Annotated in this window: 12 protein-coding genes, 1 other RNA gene and 2 pseudogenes; 6 read left to right on the forward strand and 9 right to left on the reverse strand. The window is 43.2% G+C overall.

Annotation, left to right across the window (positions count from 1 at the left end; all coding sequences use genetic code 11):
• Window positions 1-95 precede the first annotated feature (95 nt).
• From PSE7429_RS01575 to rnpB, 4 genes are all read right to left on the reverse strand, one after another.
• On the reverse strand, window positions 96-1619 hold the full coding sequence (locus tag PSE7429_RS01575) for a YifB family Mg chelatase-like AAA ATPase (RefSeq protein ID WP_009625283.1): 1524 nt from the start codon (window positions 1617-1619) through the stop codon (window positions 96-98).
• A 556-nt stretch (window positions 1620-2175) separates the two neighbouring features.
• A complete protein-coding gene (locus tag PSE7429_RS25870) occupies window positions 2176-2520 on the reverse strand; it encodes a hypothetical protein (RefSeq protein ID WP_009625284.1) in 345 nt (114 codons plus the stop codon).
• 763 nt (window positions 2521-3283) lie between these two features.
• Window positions 3284-5722 (reverse strand): HD family phosphohydrolase, encoded by a 2439-nt coding sequence (locus tag PSE7429_RS01580; RefSeq protein ID WP_009625285.1) that lies wholly within the window; start codon window positions 5720-5722, stop codon window positions 3284-3286.
• Between the two features lie 596 nt (window positions 5723-6318).
• Window positions 6319-6769, reverse strand: an RNA gene (gene rnpB, locus PSE7429_RS23220) — RNase P RNA component class A.
• 506 nt (window positions 6770-7275) lie between these two features.
• Between rnpB and PSE7429_RS01585 the strand changes: the two genes are divergently transcribed.
• The gene (locus PSE7429_RS01585; RefSeq protein ID WP_009625286.1) at window positions 7276-8085 is read left to right on the forward strand and encodes a SpoIID/LytB domain-containing protein; all 810 of its coding nucleotides are present in this window, start codon (window positions 7276-7278) and stop codon (window positions 8083-8085) included.
• Between the two features lie 372 nt (window positions 8086-8457).
• Here PSE7429_RS01585 and PSE7429_RS27865 read toward each other — a convergent pair.
• A pseudogene (locus tag PSE7429_RS27865) lies at window positions 8458-9400 on the reverse strand (IS1595 family transposase).
• Between the two features lie 363 nt (window positions 9401-9763).
• On the opposite strand from PSE7429_RS27865, the gene PSE7429_RS01600 reads away from it, so the two are divergent.
• The gene (locus tag PSE7429_RS01600; protein ID WP_009625291.1) at window positions 9764-9979 is read left to right on the forward strand and encodes a hypothetical protein; all 216 of its coding nucleotides are present in this window, start codon (window positions 9764-9766) and stop codon (window positions 9977-9979) included.
• 154 nt (window positions 9980-10133) lie between these two features.
• On the opposite strand, the gene PSE7429_RS01605 is transcribed toward PSE7429_RS01600, so the two are convergent.
• The 3 genes from PSE7429_RS01605 to PSE7429_RS01615 form a co-directional block, all read right to left on the reverse strand.
• Window positions 10134-10685: an REP-associated tyrosine transposase gene (locus PSE7429_RS01605; RefSeq protein ID WP_009625292.1), complete on the reverse strand. Its 552-nt coding sequence runs from the start codon at window positions 10683-10685 to the stop codon at window positions 10134-10136.
• Window positions 10686-10859: 174 nt separating this feature from the next.
• On the reverse strand, window positions 10860-11156 hold the full coding sequence (locus PSE7429_RS01610) for a hypothetical protein (RefSeq protein ID WP_009625293.1): 297 nt from the start codon (window positions 11154-11156) through the stop codon (window positions 10860-10862).
• Entirely contained in the window at window positions 11149-11400 is a 252-nt protein-coding gene (locus PSE7429_RS01615; protein ID WP_009625294.1) for a hypothetical protein, read from the reverse strand. The genes PSE7429_RS01610 and PSE7429_RS01615 overlap by 8 nt, the downstream gene beginning before the upstream one ends.
• A gap of 257 nt (window positions 11401-11657) precedes the next feature.
• On the opposite strand from PSE7429_RS01615, the gene PSE7429_RS01620 reads away from it, so the two are divergent.
• Complete coding sequence (locus PSE7429_RS01620) at window positions 11658-11990, forward strand: DUF433 domain-containing protein (protein ID WP_009625295.1); 333 nt, start codon at window positions 11658-11660, stop codon at window positions 11988-11990.
• Window positions 11987-12336 (forward strand): annotated as a pseudogene (locus tag PSE7429_RS27700) (DUF5615 family PIN-like protein). The gene PSE7429_RS01620 and the pseudogene PSE7429_RS27700 overlap by 4 nt, the downstream one beginning before the upstream one ends.
• A gap of 200 nt (window positions 12337-12536) precedes the next feature.
• Here PSE7429_RS27700 and PSE7429_RS01630 read toward each other — a convergent pair.
• Window positions 12537-13667: a sensor histidine kinase gene (locus tag PSE7429_RS01630; RefSeq protein ID WP_009625297.1), complete on the reverse strand. Its 1131-nt coding sequence runs from the start codon at window positions 13665-13667 to the stop codon at window positions 12537-12539.
• A gap of 145 nt (window positions 13668-13812) precedes the next feature.
• On the opposite strand from PSE7429_RS01630, the gene PSE7429_RS01635 reads away from it, so the two are divergent.
• Window positions 13813-14106, forward strand: coding sequence for a hypothetical protein (locus PSE7429_RS01635; protein ID WP_009625298.1), 294 nt, complete (start codon window positions 13813-13815; stop codon window positions 14104-14106).
• A gap of 132 nt (window positions 14107-14238) precedes the next feature.
• The gene (gene dxs, locus PSE7429_RS01640) at window positions 14239-16158 is read left to right on the forward strand and encodes a 1-deoxy-D-xylulose-5-phosphate synthase (protein WP_009625299.1); all 1920 of its coding nucleotides are present in this window, start codon (window positions 14239-14241) and stop codon (window positions 16156-16158) included.
• Window positions 16159-16299: the final 141 nt, after the last annotated feature.

The raw sequence follows: 16299 nt of genomic DNA on the forward strand, positions 1-16299 counted from the left end.
TCATTAAAGCCAAAGAATTTTTATTCATCTTGTGAAATCAGACTTTTCCCGATCGCCATCGATATTAACCGTCGATCGATTTTCGATAGATATTTTTAAGTAACTCGATCAAGGGTGCGGTATTGGACAGCTTCCGCGACATGGGCAAGCTGAATGTTTTCGGCATGGGCGAGATCGGCGATTGTTCGGGATACTTTGAGTATCCTGTCTGTAGCTCTGGCTGATAAACCCAAACGCTTAATGGCGGTTTCTAAAAGCTCCCGAGAAGAATGATCCAGTACACACCATTGGCGTAGATGTCTAGATTGCATCTGAGCGTTACAGTTTATTTTTATTTCTTGCTGAAACCGACTCTGTTGAATTTTTCGCGATGCTTGTACTCTCTCTTTAACGGCACTGGAGCATTCCCCTTCAGGCGATCGCGTCATTTCTTCGGGTTTGAGCCGAGCAACTGTTACCTGTAGATCGATGCGATCCATTAGGGGACCAGAGAGCTTTGCCCAATATTGTTCGCGCTGTCGTGGCGTACAAGTACAAGGCTGCACCGAGTCGCCATAATATCCGCACTGGCAAGGGTTGGTACTAGCGATCAATGTAAATTGCGCTGGGAAGGTAACCGATTGACGGGTGCGGGAAATACTGACAAATCCATCCTCTAGAGGCTGGCGCAAAAATTCTAGGACATCCCGCTTAAATTCGGTTAGCTCGTCCAGAAATAGTACTCCGTTCGTGGCAAGGGTAATTTCTCCAGGACGGGGAAAGCTGCCGCCACCGACTAGGGATGGACCTGAGGCGGAATGGTGAGGGCTGCGAAAGGGGCGATCGCTGACAAGTCCTTTACCTTTTAATAGTCCCGCGACAGAGTGAATTCTGGTCACTTCTAGGGCTTCATCAAAGTTCATGTTGGGCAGAATGCTGGGCAATCGTCTTGCCAAAAGGGTTTTTCCCGATCCTGGAGGCCCGACAAAAATGAGATTATGTCCACCAGCAGCCGCTATTTCGAGAGCACGGCGGGCATGTTGCTGCCCCTTAACGTCTTTGAGATCGAGCTTAAAGTCGCTGTCATGCCATTTCAGTTCAGAATCAATGACCACTGGCTGATATTTGTTGGGATTAGCTAAGAAATCGCCAACTTCAGTAATACTTTGTAAACCATATACAGCTAGTCCCTTAACTAAGGCTGCTTCTTGGGCATTTTCCTTGGGTACGACGATCCCCATCATCCCCAAACGTTGGGCGGCGGCAGCGATCGGTAATACCCCTGAGACTGGACGTAGTGAGCCATCAAGGGAAACCTCACCCAAGAATAGATGATCTCCTAATAATTGGGGATTGACCTGTTCCGAAGCGGCAAGGATCCCAATACTAATTGGCAGATCGAAAATTGGTCCCTCCTTGCGAAGATCGGCAGGGGTTAAATTGATGACGATCTTTCGCATGGGGAAGGCGAAACCTGCATTTTTGATAGCTGCTTTTACCCGTTCGCGGCTTTCCTGAACTGCGGTATCTGGTAATCCTACTAAAGTGATTCCAGGCAGTCCTCCCGATACATCTACCTCCACCCCCACTTGGATGGCATCGATCCCTAAAATTGCTGCACTCCAAACCCTTGCTAACACGTTTGACCTGTGAAAATTAGGTTTACAAATTCTTAGTTAATAAAGAATATCACAGTAAATTTACGAGTGTAAATTTATTGTGGTTCGTTTGAGCGCAATGCGCTGTAGCAATCGGGATAAGTTGGTTAACCGAAGTCGAAGCTCTATTTTTCTCATATAGCTATATTTACTTAGGTCAGGACATAAAACCCTAAGCCCTGCGGCGCACGCAGCGTGCGCCGCAGGGCTTAGGGTTTTATGTTTAATCAAGCCCACTTACTCCCTTCCCACTAAAGAAATCGATATATAAAACCAAGAAATAGCGGTGCGGAGCAAAGCCCCGCACCGCTATTTCTTGACTGGGAAGGGAGTAGCTGAGTGATAAATATCACGAATGACTTAGTAATTTTACATATCAGTAATTTTACATGTTTTAAATATTGAGTATTTGGTATTTCTAAAAAAGATTTAATACGATCAAAATATTGATTCCTGACTTATTTAGAAGTAAAGATTTGATTTAATATCTAAAAAATGTAAACAAGAAGATAAATGATCATCGATTTAATTACCGATCCTAATAGTCTGACAAGCTGAGCGATCGCTCGTGAATATTTTGACCGTGTATTTGACCGTGTATTTGACCTTGCATTTGACCTTGTATGTTTTGGAGATCGGTCATTTCTTCGCAGCTTATCTCAACCTTTTCATGCAATGAATCATGTAATGAATCATGTAAAAGTGAATTGAAATTGTTCATCGATTGCCATGATGCTTCAAAGGGATGAGCCGCTAAGCTACATGCCTCCCATGATGGGCTTACAGGAACATCTAATTTTCCACAAAATCCCCCTCTCCGACCTTCAGGACTGTAATGTTGACACAATCGACAAGCTGTAACCGAATTGTCTGAAGAGTTCATAGGTCTTAGTCTGACTTTGCCAAACTTAATATAAAAATCTATTAATAATTCAATTATGTCAGGTTGATAATTGAGGATAAATTGCACTCAAGTTCATTCTTAGAGGCTATTTCAGCGATCCCCACCCCCATTTGAATTTAATAATGTCTTAACTGACTTCTGTAATGCTTTGCTAACAATCTTTTTAGGATATTTACAAATAGAAATCAAACGCGTTAATAATTAAGAAAATATAAAAAAGAATAAAAACACTTTACTTGTAATCCCAGTGAGTATTTATACGCATATTTATGTGTGGTATTTATGTGTGGTATTTATACGCAGTATTTATATTTAGTATTTATATTTAGTATTTATATTTAGTATTTATATTTAGTATTTATAAATAGTTTCTTTTTATCTATCGTAACGAAAGAGTTATTTAGAATGTAAACTCCAAAAGACAAGTTACGGCGCGAAGCGCCGTAACTTGTCTTTTGGAGTTTGATTTGTCCTATTATCTTTTTTATTGCTATATATCAATGCTTGAGTTATACCAAAACCAAAAATGGCAACGCCATTTTTGGTTTTTCAAACCCTTATGAGGCTGGGTTTTTAATTCACAAAAGTGTTGTCACACTTTCGTGAATTGGTATTAGTTAGTGTAAAGTGAACTCCAAAAAATGATTTCTGGAAAATAGCTATATTTTGTGAATATTTGTTAATAATTTGTGAGTAAAAAACATGTAACCTATAGCAACGTAAGAGATAGCTGGGTGGTTAACTATTTTAAGGCTATCTTCTTGGGAACGGCAGTTTGACTTGCCGATGTTTCTAAATCATTGGTTTCGCAAAGATGATCGGGCAAGGCAGAACCCGACGGATCGAGTTTGTTCGCTAGGTTTGGATATTTAATCCTGCCATGATTGCGCTCTTGCCAGACCTTAATAAATACGGGGGCAATGCGGTCTAAATCTTCCCAAGTTAAGGAGCAGTCTTTGAGTTGACCATCATTCCATCGGGTTTCAAAGATTCTCATAAGCAGGCTCTTTGCGGCTTCAAGTGTGGTATCTGTCCCAAGCGATCGCAAAGCTGCTTCACAGGCATCAGCCAGCATTACAATTCCAGTTTCGCGAGATTGGGGAATGGGACCAACATAACGAAAATCTGACTCATAGACTCGATCCGATCGCTTTTGGGCTTGGCAATAAAAGTAGGTAATTGCGATCGTTCCCTGATGTTCGGGGATAAAGGCTTGTAGCATTTCAGGAAGATGATATTTTTGAGCGAGCTTTATGCCACCTGAAACATGCTCTTTTACAATTTGGGCGCTTTCCCAAGGATCGTTAAGAAGGTCATGGGGATTGGGTTGTCCCATTTGATTTTCAATAAAATATTCTGGGCGCAGGGTCTTGCCAATATCGTGATAGAGCGTACCCGTTCTGACTAAAGTGGTATCTGCACCCAGTTCGCGAGCGGCTGCTTCGGCGAGATTGGCTACAAATAAGGTATGTTGAAAAGTACCAGGAGTTTCAGTTACCAAAAGGCGCAGCAGGGGGCGATCGAGGTTGGCTAGCTCCGCTAGACGGAAGGGGGTTAAGGCGTAGGCAATATGCTCAAGGTAGGGAATTGCGCCGAGGGCAACGATCGCGGCAATGATGCCTCCCGATGCGTACTGAAGTGCAGTAATCGCCATAAGTACGGGGGGAGTCGATCCTGCGATTATCGCGATCGCAATATATACTGATGCCTGCAAAAATCCTACTAATAGCCCCGTTGCCGCAAGGTGAGATCGCGTTAAAGGTCGATTTGTGATTGCTGCCGCAACAATTGCGCCCACTAATACAGGCGCGAGGGATAACAAATTGGCACTGATGGCGATCGTTAATAAACCTGATATCAGCAAAGTAATTAGGAGTGCAAGCCGCGAACTATAAAAGCTGCCAATAATTAAGCCCATACTCGCTAAGGGCACAAATACGAGCATATTGGGAGCCATAATGACGGTGGCAAGGGTGCTACCCGTACAAACTATGCCTAGCGCTAACAGATCTTTGACATGGAGTTTGACCTTTAGTAAATATTGCCATCGCTGGTTAGCATAGCCAAAGATGCCGAAAGCAAGTGCTGTGGTTAACGTCAGTAAAACTAACCTCTTAATATTGACCTGTCTTTGGGTCATTTTTAGTTCGTCTAAAATGACAAACTGTCGCTCCGTAATTTTTTCGCCGCCTTTAACGATCAAGTCCCCAACTTGCAGAGCCACTCGCTGGGTTTGGACAGATTCTGAGGCTTTGATCGCTCTTTCGGTTGTACCAACATAGTCAATGGTTAGATTGGGTTTAACTGTAGACCGAATTAGGGCGATCGCCATCATGCGATGATCTTCATTGATGGGTAGATTGCTCAGATTGGTAAGGCGTTTTAACAGCATATCGTCTGGCAACCCTGCGACAATGCCTGCGGACTGTACATCAAGCAAGGCTTGTCGCGTTAGTTTCTTGCAGTTTTCCCATTCCTCATTGGACATTTCTAAGAGGCGATCGCGAAACATTTCTGGTCCTTTTGCCGCCTTATCCTGAGTCATCGCATAGGCTCTACGAACCTCAGTTATCTTATTGAGGAGCCTTTGGTAGTCTTGAGGAAGCGCATTGAGTTTATAGGTCGTTAACTCGGCTAAGGCTACGGAAGGTGACTCTTTGTCTCTATTGATTGCACTTGTGATTGCACTTGATATCGAGCCCTGATTGCTAACATTAGTAGCAAGTTTATTGGCTTTATCTTGTAACTGCACCCACTCAGGCTCAGAAATCCTCCTGAGATATCGCTGTACGTCATCGCTAAGAATTTGGCGATCTACATAGGGCAAATTCCCCGATGATATGCGTAAGTTGTCCCCTACCTGCAATAGTTCTTCAAGATGCTTAACAGCACTAGCATCAAACTCAGGGTTGCTGCGATAGACAGGAATCACTTGCTGTTTGGCTATTTCCTTTGCCTGTCTAGTTGCTTCGATGTCAGTTGCTTCGATACTTTTAGGCGATCGCAAATCTTGATCGACAAAAGTGCCAATGTCTAACCTCGGCTCAGAATAAAAGCGAATGCTGAGGGAGGAAATTAGGCAAACAAAGGTAATTCCTATAACCGCTCTACCAGACCACTTTCGGGAAATGCGATGGGTCGTTTTAGGGAGCAGAGATGAGTGGTTGGGAGCAATTCCCATAGTTTGATTACTCTAGTTAAAAAGGTTCGTAAGAACAAATGCAGCTTAAATTTATAATTCAGGCGATCTGGCGATCTCATTCAGACTTCTAGATGTACCAGATTTTCAAGGTTAATTTCAATCAATAAACGCAAAATCTCGTCACTATTTTGAGGTCGATTGGCGCAAGGCTTTAGAAATCAGACATTCTGACCATAAGTAAATACTTAAGCAACTACTTAAGCAACTACTTAAGCAACTACTCATGCGACTGCCTAAGATTGGCTCAAGATCTGTACAAGCTTGGTTCGAGGCATGGGGCAAAAAACATCTCAGTATCATTTTGAGATAGGAATTTGAGCGTAACTCGAACCGATCACTTGATGAAAGATTATGGACATAGCTGCGGTTAAGCTCTGTGATCTAGAGGGCGAGGCAAATACCATAGCCCCTGACCTCTTGATTTAGATAATTTATCGTTATAAGTAGCTGGGTATAATTAAAACCCAGAATCAAAACCTGTAGCGCACGCTGCGCGTGCGCTACAGGTTTTTGAGTTTTATATTTAATTGCGCCTAGCTACTTAATTCATCATTAAAATTCATCATTAATTTGAATAGGGAGAGTAAGACATAAGCCGGGTTCTGTTTCGGGAGTTTTATCAACTACCCTAGCGGTTATCTATCTGGGATGTTTGTTACCAAACACCTCATGCGGCACACACTCAATTGCGATCGCCTAGCTTTCACTAAATAATCGCATTAAGTAACGGACATAGGATCGACTGAAGATCGCAACACCTATATCCTCTCGCCTTGCTTCCAACTGGGGTTTACCGAGCCAGAGCCTCACGACTCTGCTGGTACGCTCTTAACGCACCTTTGCACCCTTACCATTTGATCTCTCAACTGGCGGTATCTTTCTGTGGCACTATCCTCACGATCGCTCGCACTGGGCATTATCCAGCAGCCTGATCTTCATGGAAGCCCGGACTTTCCTCAAAACCGATACTCAAAAACATTTTGCAATGACTTTTGAGTCAGATTTCGCAACCACTCGCTTGCTCTCCCTTATTACCATTATGTACTAAAGAACGTTACGGTACAAAGTGTGGCTTCTAGCATTCTCTAGTATTCTTGGGTTGGGCGATGGTTGCAAAAAATTATTAAGTAAGTAACTGGGCGCAATTAAATATAAAACTCTAAGACCTATAGCACAGGCTGCGCCTGTGCTATAGGTCTTAGTTCTGTTTTTTAATTATGCCCAGCTACTTAAGTGGGCTTAATTAAATCTAAAAAAACTAAAACCTGCGGCGCACGCGCAGCGTGCGCCGCAAGTTTTAGCTCTGGATTTTAATTATGCTGAGGTACTTAGCAAAAATAATTAATACATTAATTCGATAATTTCATGTAAAAACTGGTATAAGTATGCGGAAATAATGTTTATCAAAATCAAGTTGTTTTGCTAAACTATCTGGTTATTCGGGGCTAATCTTAAAAAGCCTTAATATTGAATGCCCAACTCATATAAACAATTTTACATTCTTTGATTATCAGGTGTGAGTGACTAACTAAATGATGAAACACTTCTCCAAAGGGATGTACACGCTGATTTTGTCCTTGATGTTGGTAATTGTTGCAGGGGTTTCCCAAGCCGCTGCCGCAAACTTATTGAGGGTTTTGGTCAGAGAGGAAAATGGCTCTAAAATGTCTGTAGCTGTGACTCAACCAGCAACTCTACAAACTTCAGGACAAGCGAGCCGTCGTCTCGATCCTGGTAAGTGGTATACGCTACCGCTTACCTCGGCATATCGCATTACCCCTAGCAATAACGGATTGGTTCAGGTTGGCAGTAATCTTTATCCAGGTGAAATTGAACTTCGTGCTTGGAATAATAAGGCGATCGCTGTTAACGTACTCTCCCTTGAGGAATATCTTCGTAGTGTGGTTCCCAGTGAAATGCCTGCCAGTTGGCATATGGACGCATTAATGGCGCAAGCAGTGGCTGCTCGTAGTTATGCTGTTAATACCCAAAGGCAACGCAAATGGGGTGAGGCTCCCTACGATCTAGTCAGTGATACGCGCGATCAGGTATATAAAGGTTTCTATCGTTTCGACCCCAAAACAGGGCAAGCGATCGCCCTAATTCATAGTCGTAGCGATCAGGCAGTTGCTTCTACGGCGGGCTATATGCTTCGCCCAGGATTTAAGGGTTATTATCGCGCCCGTCTTCCCCGCAACTGGATTAGTTGGGGTGGTGGATATATGCCTGTCTCCGACGGGCAACACCTCGATCAAGAAATGACGCAACAGATGGCTGAAAATGGCTGGAATTGGGTGCAAATTCTCTCTTGGTGGTATCGCGATCAACCCATTAAAAACTAATCAACTAAACTAATAAATTAAGTAGCTAAACCCTAACAATTTGCTTAGGACATAAAACCCCAAAGATGAGTGGCGGCGCTTCGCGCCGCCACTCATCTTTGGGGGGGCTTTCGTGCAACAAGAAGATGCACCTAAAGATTGCTGTATAGGCGTTCGGCTGAAAAAATATCAAGTTTTTATAACAAAAAACAAATAGATGAATCAATTACAATGATCAAATCTCGTTTGTCAAAAATTATTGAGAGCGTGACTCTAAAATTTGATAACTACGATGATTGTATAAAAATCTTAATCTTGGAACCTCATACACATATTTGGAATTTTCTATCTGATATTTTTAAGCCTGCAATACAATCTGGCTCAATAGGTGAATCAGGGAGGTGAGGAAAGTAGAGAGTGGAGCAAAGCACTGAGCAAAGCTTTGCCCCTCCTCTTAGCATTATGAACAAACTCAAAAAAGCTTAAATACAAAGGCAACTTTTCTTGAGATATGCCACGATGAGGACGTAACCAAGAGCGCAAAAGCGACCAGAAGCCTTCCATCGTATTGACATGAACCTCGCAAAAGCCATCACCATCTTCATCTCTAGCATATTCTCCTGAGCCATGACAAACAGTTTTGTGAGCATAGCCCCAATCTTGTAAAGGGTTATAGATAGCGTATTCGTCCGTGTAAACCAAAGTACCAAGAGCAATTGTTGCTTTAATCAGAGGCTCAATAGTGCGCTGTTGCACATTTTCTAACATACGAATTACCACTTCACCACCGCGCTGAATCATGCCGAAGATAGGTGGTTTTTCTTTTTCGAGTGTCCCCCGCCCCCGAACCCCCTTGAGCCGATTACGCCTTCCTTTACGCCCTTTTTTTTAACTTCTTCGGGTTTGCCCTTGTGTCCTGCCGTCACATACACTTCATCACACTCGACCGCACCAGATAAGTTTACTTCTGGCTTGCTTTGGTCAATACCTGCTCGCAATTGCGTGGTCATATCTTGCACCACATCTTTATCTAGGTCTAGTTCTTGGGCAATTTGTCGATTCGAGAGATTTAATCCCATCAAATACAGACACAATATCCACATCCGTAAGGGTTGATGGTGTCCTGCAAATATTGTGTCCGTTAGATCGTCAAAGTTGGTGTTGCAAGTTTTACACTGGTATCGTTGGCGAGCAGGTTGTGTTTCATCTTTGCCTCGCTTGATCACCCCTAAGCTTTGACATTTGGGACAGCATACTCCTCTTTCCCATCGCATCTGACGCACTGTTTCGTAACATTTTCATCATCGATTAGATGCGTTAAGTTCACGCTCAGCATTGTGTTCGCTGCTTTTTATTGTTGCTACTATATTATCAATTTCTTCCTTTATTTCACCTCCCCGAATCACCTATTGAGCCAAAAATTATTATATGTGTAAATAAAAATATCTTTTTGTATCTTTTTATTTTAAAAAAATATTAGGCATAATCTTTTCTGCGTAATATCCCAATTCAGGTAATTAGGTAGAATCTTTCCGTATAACTACCCTAAAATGGTGTTTTAGAAAGGATTTTTCTGCATAAGATCTCGTATAAGCAATGTAGAAAGAACCTTGACATTCAGCCTATATCGCCTATATTCAAATTAGACAGAATTTTTCTGGCTAATTCATAGTTAGACAGTCTATTTGGAGGAACCAAAGTGAGCAACAACACACATCGTCCCCATGTCCACATTCCGCACGAGTTAATAGAAAAAGATCCCAGAGGAGTCGAAATTCACTGGCTTTCTATTTTGGCTGCTGGAGGAGTTGGTATTTTAACAGGTGGTGCGGCTTTACCCGTCTACGGGACTTATTTAGCTGCAAGTGCAGGTCTCTCTATTGCTGATGCAGTCGCCAAGAAAAAGAAACGGTGAGATTTGTCTATCCGATTAGTGTGATTCCAGATTTTGTAGGGTGCGTTCATGAAATGTAACGCACCCTTTTAATATCAATTAGATGAACTTTTACAACCTTTGCCATAACAAATGTTTGTGCTTTACGCTACGCTAACACACCCTACCGAAATGGCTATTCATCCCAAATATCTTGGGGCTTTTCTAGAACTTCTGTGACTCCCCAATCGGTTGGATATTGCCCCTGTGCAATAAAACGATGAATGCTGGAAAACTGCCAATCTTCTGCTTTTGCACATAATCCATGTCGTACTGGATTGTAATGAATATAATCGCAATGGAGAGCGTAATCTCGCTCATCTCGGATTAGATGCTCCCAAAAACGACGCTGCCATAGATTCTTTTCTTGTCGTTTTTGTCGTGATAGAGAAACTTCTGCATTAATACCTAATTTATCCCCATAGTGCTTGGTGACATAGGTTTCGATTAGTCGTAATCTCACAGAAAAATCTTTATCTCCTTCTGGTAAAGTCCACAAACAATGGAAATGATCAGGCAATAGAACAAAAGCATTTATTTCAAATGGATATTTCTCCCGAACTTTAGCGATCGCCTCTCGCAAGCCTATCCGTCCCAAATCACTACAAAACCAAGGAATTCTCTGATAGGTAACTTGGGTAATAAAATAAGTTCCTCCCGTAATTGTTGGTCTTCGATAATTTGACATCACCTTTAGTGCGAATCGTGTAGGGAGCGTTAATGGAATGTAACGCACCTTAATTTACTTATTTAATGCTAACTGTTTGTGCGTTACGCTTCGCTAACGCACGCTACGAGGTTGGTTATTTATTTAAAATTTCTTGAGTGCGATCGCCAATTTTGTAATGCGATCGCTGATTGCTCAATAGGCTGAATCATGATCGGAATGCAAAGATAAAAATCTTAGATAATCACCTTCCCGTACAGCAACGGCTCGACATTTTTGAGTAATTCTCAAACTATAGAGTTTTTCACCATTTTTTCCTTGCTTAGAACGAATCAATTCCCATTTTAAGCCCTGATCTTTGTACAATTGCTCCCAAGTCAACTGAGAAACTTTTCTGAGGATTTTCAAGGCTGCAAGAGCCTCAGACTTCGGCAAAACAAACAAGTCTTGTTGAAAAACAGGATTATTTAGATCGAGTAAAATTCTACTCATTATTCAATAGTTGAGTTTCTAATGAGTCTAGATTTGATAACTGAGAGGGATGATTATGATTCCATTGTAGAGCTTTATCCAGTTTTTTCGAGAAAGAATTCTCATGCACCCAACTTTCAGAAGGGAATGATTGCTTCAATAAAAGATTGTAAAACGATTCCCATTCCTTACCCCATTGCTCCAAATTAATGACAACGGCAGTCTTCTCTCCTTGGTCATCTATGATATATTCAATGCCTTTCATAGGAAAAAATAGCAGTAATTTCAGTAAATTATATCATTTTTTGCCTCGGGAAGTAGTGCGATTGGTGATCTTGTAATTTGGTGATCTTGTAATTTACTGTCCAGAAAGTAACTTACTTGTAAATGCCCAGATCCCGACTTTTTGTATGACTAGCAAAAGCTATCTGCACTCGCACAAAAACTCTGACTCTGCATCTTAACTCCTAGACTGACGAGCGATCGCTTAAAATAGTTATATAAAGAGTAGCCAAAAACTTTATGACCGCAGCACCAACCTTAGCAAAACGATATATCGAGCAACGCGATCGAGGATACTGGATCGAAGGAACCCGTATTTCTCTTGATTCAGTTGTTTATGCCTTTTTGAATGGTAAATCACCTGAAAGCATTGCCCAAGACTTCCCATTACTCTCACTAGAACAGGTTTATGGAGCGATCGCCTTTTATCTTGGCAGTCGAGAGTTAATTGACGCATATCTCAAGGAAGGTGAAGAAGAATTTGAGAAATTGCAAAAGTCTTGTAGACAAACAAATCCACTTCTGTATCAGAAGTTGAAAACCGCTCAAACCCAGAAGCTAATCAAATCATGACGGTAGTTCACTTTCAAGCTGATGCTGACCTTAATCAAGCAATTGTTACTGGTGATGTAGACAACCCAATCTGAGTTTTCAATCAGCGTACAGTGCCAAACTTGAAGGCAAGAAAGACCCAGAAGTATTAGCAATAGCAGCACAAGATCGGAGAGTACTTGTGACCCACGATCGCAAAACGATGCCTGCTGAATTTGGCGAATTTATCATGACAAAAAACAGTTCAGAGGTTTTGATTCTTTCCCAGAAATTGCCAGTTAGTGACGCAATTGATGCACTTATCCTCATTTGGGAAGCCTCTACTGCTGAAGAATGGGTCAATCAAATAATGTCCATTCCATTCTGAGGAGCTAGAAGATTTAGGATGAATGCGATCGCCAATTTTATAATGCGATCGCTGATTGCTCAATAGGCTGAATTATGATAGGTCTAGATTCGATAATTGCGAGGGGTGATCATGATGCCACTGTAGAGCTTTATCCAGTTTCTTCGAGAAAGAATCTTCATGTACCCAACTTTCAAAAGGGAAGGACTGCTTCAATAAACCTATCCTTTCCGCTTCAACGTTACGGCGAAAGTGCTTCCCTTGCCCACTTGACTGATTACATGAATGCTTCCTTCCATTTTCTGGACTAACTCATTAGCGATCGCTAATCCCAGTCCCGTTCCTGAAATATCACCATCCGCCTGTCTACCGCGAAAGTTGCGTTCAAATAAACGGGGCAGATCTGCTTCAGGAATTCCCACACCCGTGTCTTGAACATAGATATAAACCGTGTCGGGCTTCACATCTGCTCCTAGAAATACATAGCCTCGTTCGGGTGTATATTTGAGGGCATTTTCTACCAAATTTCCGAGCGCTTCTCTCAACGCCGATTCATGACCGATCACTTTGGGTAGATTCAAAGGAATATTCGATAGAAATTGAATATTGCGCTCTTGGGCGATCGCGCTGGCAAAATTAGTAATTGCATCCAAAATTTCGCTGAGATCGAGCTCTGTAAGTTCCATTGCCGCAGGTAGGAGCGCCTTTTCATGCTCGGCTTCAGATAGCAACAATGGTATAGGGCGATCGGCTTCGCTGAGTAAATCTTGAATATGCTTGGTCTCTCGCAAAATACCCGTCACAAATTTTTGATTCGGATCTTCGGCAACGATGCGCCGCGACAGCAGTTGGGCAAAGGTACGAATGGCAGTGAGGGGATTGCGGAGTTGATGTAGTAGTGAAGCTAAAAAATTATTTTGCTCTTCGTAACTGCGTTGTTGGTTAGCTGCTAGCCATTGGTTGCGGCGATCAAGGGCGCAGGCGATCGCTAATGTGTTGGCGATTTGCTGAATTTGCGATTGTTCGTAGTCCAGCCAATCGCGATCGTCCCGCCCTGTCATTAAAAATCCTAAAATTGCCTCTTCGTAGATCAAAGGCAACACAAAACGGCGTTGTCTTACCAAGCCCCCAGCCCCCATCGACAGGATCGGTAAAGCCTCGGTCGAAAAAGCTTCTGGTAAAGCGATCGCCCCCTCTTCTGGAAAAACAGCCACCTCAATTAGGTGGGGAGGCATCCCATCCGCCACATTTTCGGTGATATACATAGCGCTAGCGACTGCACCCAAACTTTGGGTCAGCAATATAATTTGCGATCGAGCTAGGGCTATGAGGTCGGGACTAGCGGAGAGCATTAATCGGTTGAGGGAAAGGCTTAAATCTTAGTATATAGCGATCGCTAACTCAAAAAAGTGGCAGCATCTAAAGCCCGCCCATGCTTTCTGAGAGATGCTATTATCTCTAATAATTAATGAATGCGATTCGGTATTCTTGTGACCCATGAAAAAATCCTCATTAGCCCTGATTAGTAGCCCCGCAGTTTTTGCAGCTATCTTGCTCGCAAGCGCTCCCGCCCATGCCAATCCCTCTAGCAGCTTAAACAAAGATTCTGATTCCTATAGTTCCTCAATTGTCATTACGCGAACCGCTCAAAGCCTTGATTCTAAAGATATCTCCTCCGACGATCGCGCTAATATTTTGACTAGCGATCGGATTGGTGATATGGCAATTCAGAAATTGGGCTGTGACTGTATGGGATGTCGCCAAGCAGTATTGTCACTTTTATCGAAATAACAAAACTCCCAAAAAAGAGAGGGGTGCATAGCGTCCCTCTCTTTTTGGTTTTAAGAACTGCGATCGCAATGAACGTTTGTGGGTGATGCTTCAGTTAAACTAAAGAAAGCCATTTTAAAAAAATAAGTATATATGCGGTTAAGTGAAGTTACCCATCCCAACCAATTGCATGGTCTGACGATCTCGCAATTAGAAGTGATTGCCCGTGAAATTCGACAAAAACATTTAGAAACCATTGCTGCGACAGGCGGACACCTCGGACCAGGACTAGGTGTAGTCGAGCTAACCCTCGCTTTATACCAAACCCTTGATCTAGATCGAGACAAGGTGGTTTGGGATGTGGGACATCAGGCTTATCCCCACAAGCTGATCACTGGTCGTTACAAAAATTTTCATACCTTACGTCAAAAGGACGGGATTGCAGGCTATCTCAACCGTCGCGAAAGTGAATTTGATCATTTCGGGGCTGGGCACGCTTCTACTAGCATCTCGGCGGCTCTGGGTATGGCGATCGCCCGCGACTTGCAAGGCGATAATTACAAAACCGTAGCGATTATCGGTGACGGCTCCTTGACGGGCGGGATGGCTCTCGAAGCGATCAACCATGCAGGACATCTTCCCAAAACTAATTTATTAGTTGTCCTCAATGACAATGAAATGTCGATTTCCCCCAACGTGGGCGCAATCCCTAAGTATCTGAATAAAATGCGCCTCAGCCCACCGATGAAATTTATCACCAACAATCTAGAGGGACAAATCCGCAATATTCCCTTTGTTGGCGAACAAATCAGTCCCGAAATCGAGCGCATCAAAGACAATCTCAAGATTGTAACCATGGTTCAAAATAAGGTGGGAGCCGTATTTGAAGAACTTGGCTTCACTTACATTGGTCCCGTGGACGGTCATAATCTCAGGGAATTGATCGATACCTTTAAGATGGCGCATACGCTCACGGGTCCTGTCATGGTTCATGTTAGCACCACTAAGGGTAAGGGTTACAGCTATGCCGAAGCCGATCGCGTTGGCTATCATGCCCAAAATTCCTTTGACCTCGCTACAGGCAAAGCGAAGCCATCCACTTCCAGCAAGCCCAAACCTCCTAGCTATTCCAAGGTTTTTGCGGATACGCTCATCAAACTTGCCGAGCATGACAAGCGCATTGTTGCCATTACCGCCGCCATGTCTACGGGGACAGGTTTAGACAAATTCCAAGCCGCTTTACCTAATCAATTTATCGATGTCGGCATTGCTGAGCAGCACGCGATCACCGTGGCTGCGGGTATGGCTTGCGAAGGAATGCGCCCCGTTGCTGCCATTTATTCCACCTTCCTCCAACGTGGCTTTGACCAGATTATCCATGATGTCTGTATCCAGAATTTGCCCGTGTTCTTCTGTCTCGATCGCGCAGGTATCGTTGGCGCTGATGGACCTACGCACCAAGGGATGTATGACATCGCCTATCTGCGCTGCATTCCTAACATAGTGCTGATGGCTCCTAAGGACGAAGCAGAAATGCAGAACATGATCGTTACGGGCTTGACTCACAATGGCGCGAGTGCCATGCGTTATCCTCGCGGTAACGGCGTAGGCGCACCATTACAAGACGAAGATATCGAGCCATTACCAATTGGCAAAGCTGAAGTATTGCGCGAAGGGAAGGATGTACTGCTCCTAGCCTATGGCTCGATGGTTTATCCTTCTCTACAGGTTGCGGAACTTCTCAACGAGCATGGAGTTAGCGCCACGGTGGTTAATGCCAGATTTGCGAAGCCTCTCGATACTGAGCTAATTCTGCCCCTTGCTCAAAAAATTGGTAAGGTGGTTACCCTTGAGGAAGGTTGTTTGATGGGTGGATTTGGTAGTGCGGTTTTGGAAGCCTTGAATGATGCGAATGTGCTGGCTCCCGTTTATCGTATCGGCGTTCCCGATATTCTGGTCGAACATGCTTCCCCAGAGCAGTCCTTTAATGCGCTCGGTCTATCTAGCGGTCAAATCTGCGATCGCATTCTCCAACAATTTGCCTTTAATAAGCAAGCTGCCATGAGCAATTAAATTTTGACTATGTTTCCCGCTGCGCGGGAGTCACAGTTAATAAGAAGAAGGTGGCACTTTGTGCCACCTTCTTCTTATAAGTAACTAAGCATAAGTAAACTTAAAACCTAGAAGAGCGTACCGCCCGCGTAGCGGGCGGTA

Origin of the sequence: Pseudanabaena biceps PCC 7429, from assembly GCF_000332215.1 — a bacterium.
Classification (GTDB): domain Bacteria; phylum Cyanobacteriota; class Cyanobacteriia; order Pseudanabaenales; family Pseudanabaenaceae; genus Pseudanabaena; species Pseudanabaena biceps.

Bases quoted from the DNA above. Each gene is read 5' to 3' on its own strand.
- PSE7429_RS25870 (WP_009625284.1), bottom strand. From the start codon at position 2,520: ATGAACTCTTCAGACAATTCGGTTACAGCTTGTCGATTGTGTCAACAT.
- PSE7429_RS01620 (WP_009625295.1), top strand. From the start codon at position 11,658: ATGACCGCAGCACCAACCTTAGCAAAACGATATATCGAGCAACGCGAT.
- dxs (WP_009625299.1), top strand. From the start codon at position 14,239: ATGCGGTTAAGTGAAGTTACCCATCCCAACCAATTGCATGGTCTGACG.
- PSE7429_RS01630 (WP_009625297.1), bottom strand. From the start codon at position 13,667: ATGCTCTCCGCTAGTCCCGACCTCATAGCCCTAGCTCGATCGCAAATT.
- PSE7429_RS01615 (WP_009625294.1), bottom strand. From the start codon at position 11,400: ATGAAAGGCATTGAATATATCATAGATGACCAAGGAGAGAAGACTGCC.
- PSE7429_RS01635 (WP_009625298.1), top strand. From the start codon at position 13,813: ATGAAAAAATCCTCATTAGCCCTGATTAGTAGCCCCGCAGTTTTTGCA.
- PSE7429_RS01585 (WP_009625286.1), top strand. From the start codon at position 7,276: ATGATGAAACACTTCTCCAAAGGGATGTACACGCTGATTTTGTCCTTG.
- PSE7429_RS01610 (WP_009625293.1), bottom strand. From the start codon at position 11,156: ATGAGTAGAATTTTACTCGATCTAAATAATCCTGTTTTTCAACAAGAC.
- PSE7429_RS01605 (WP_009625292.1), bottom strand. From the start codon at position 10,685: ATGTCAAATTATCGAAGACCAACAATTACGGGAGGAACTTATTTTATT.
- PSE7429_RS01580 (WP_009625285.1), bottom strand. From the start codon at position 5,722: ATGGGAATTGCTCCCAACCACTCATCTCTGCTCCCTAAAACGACCCAT.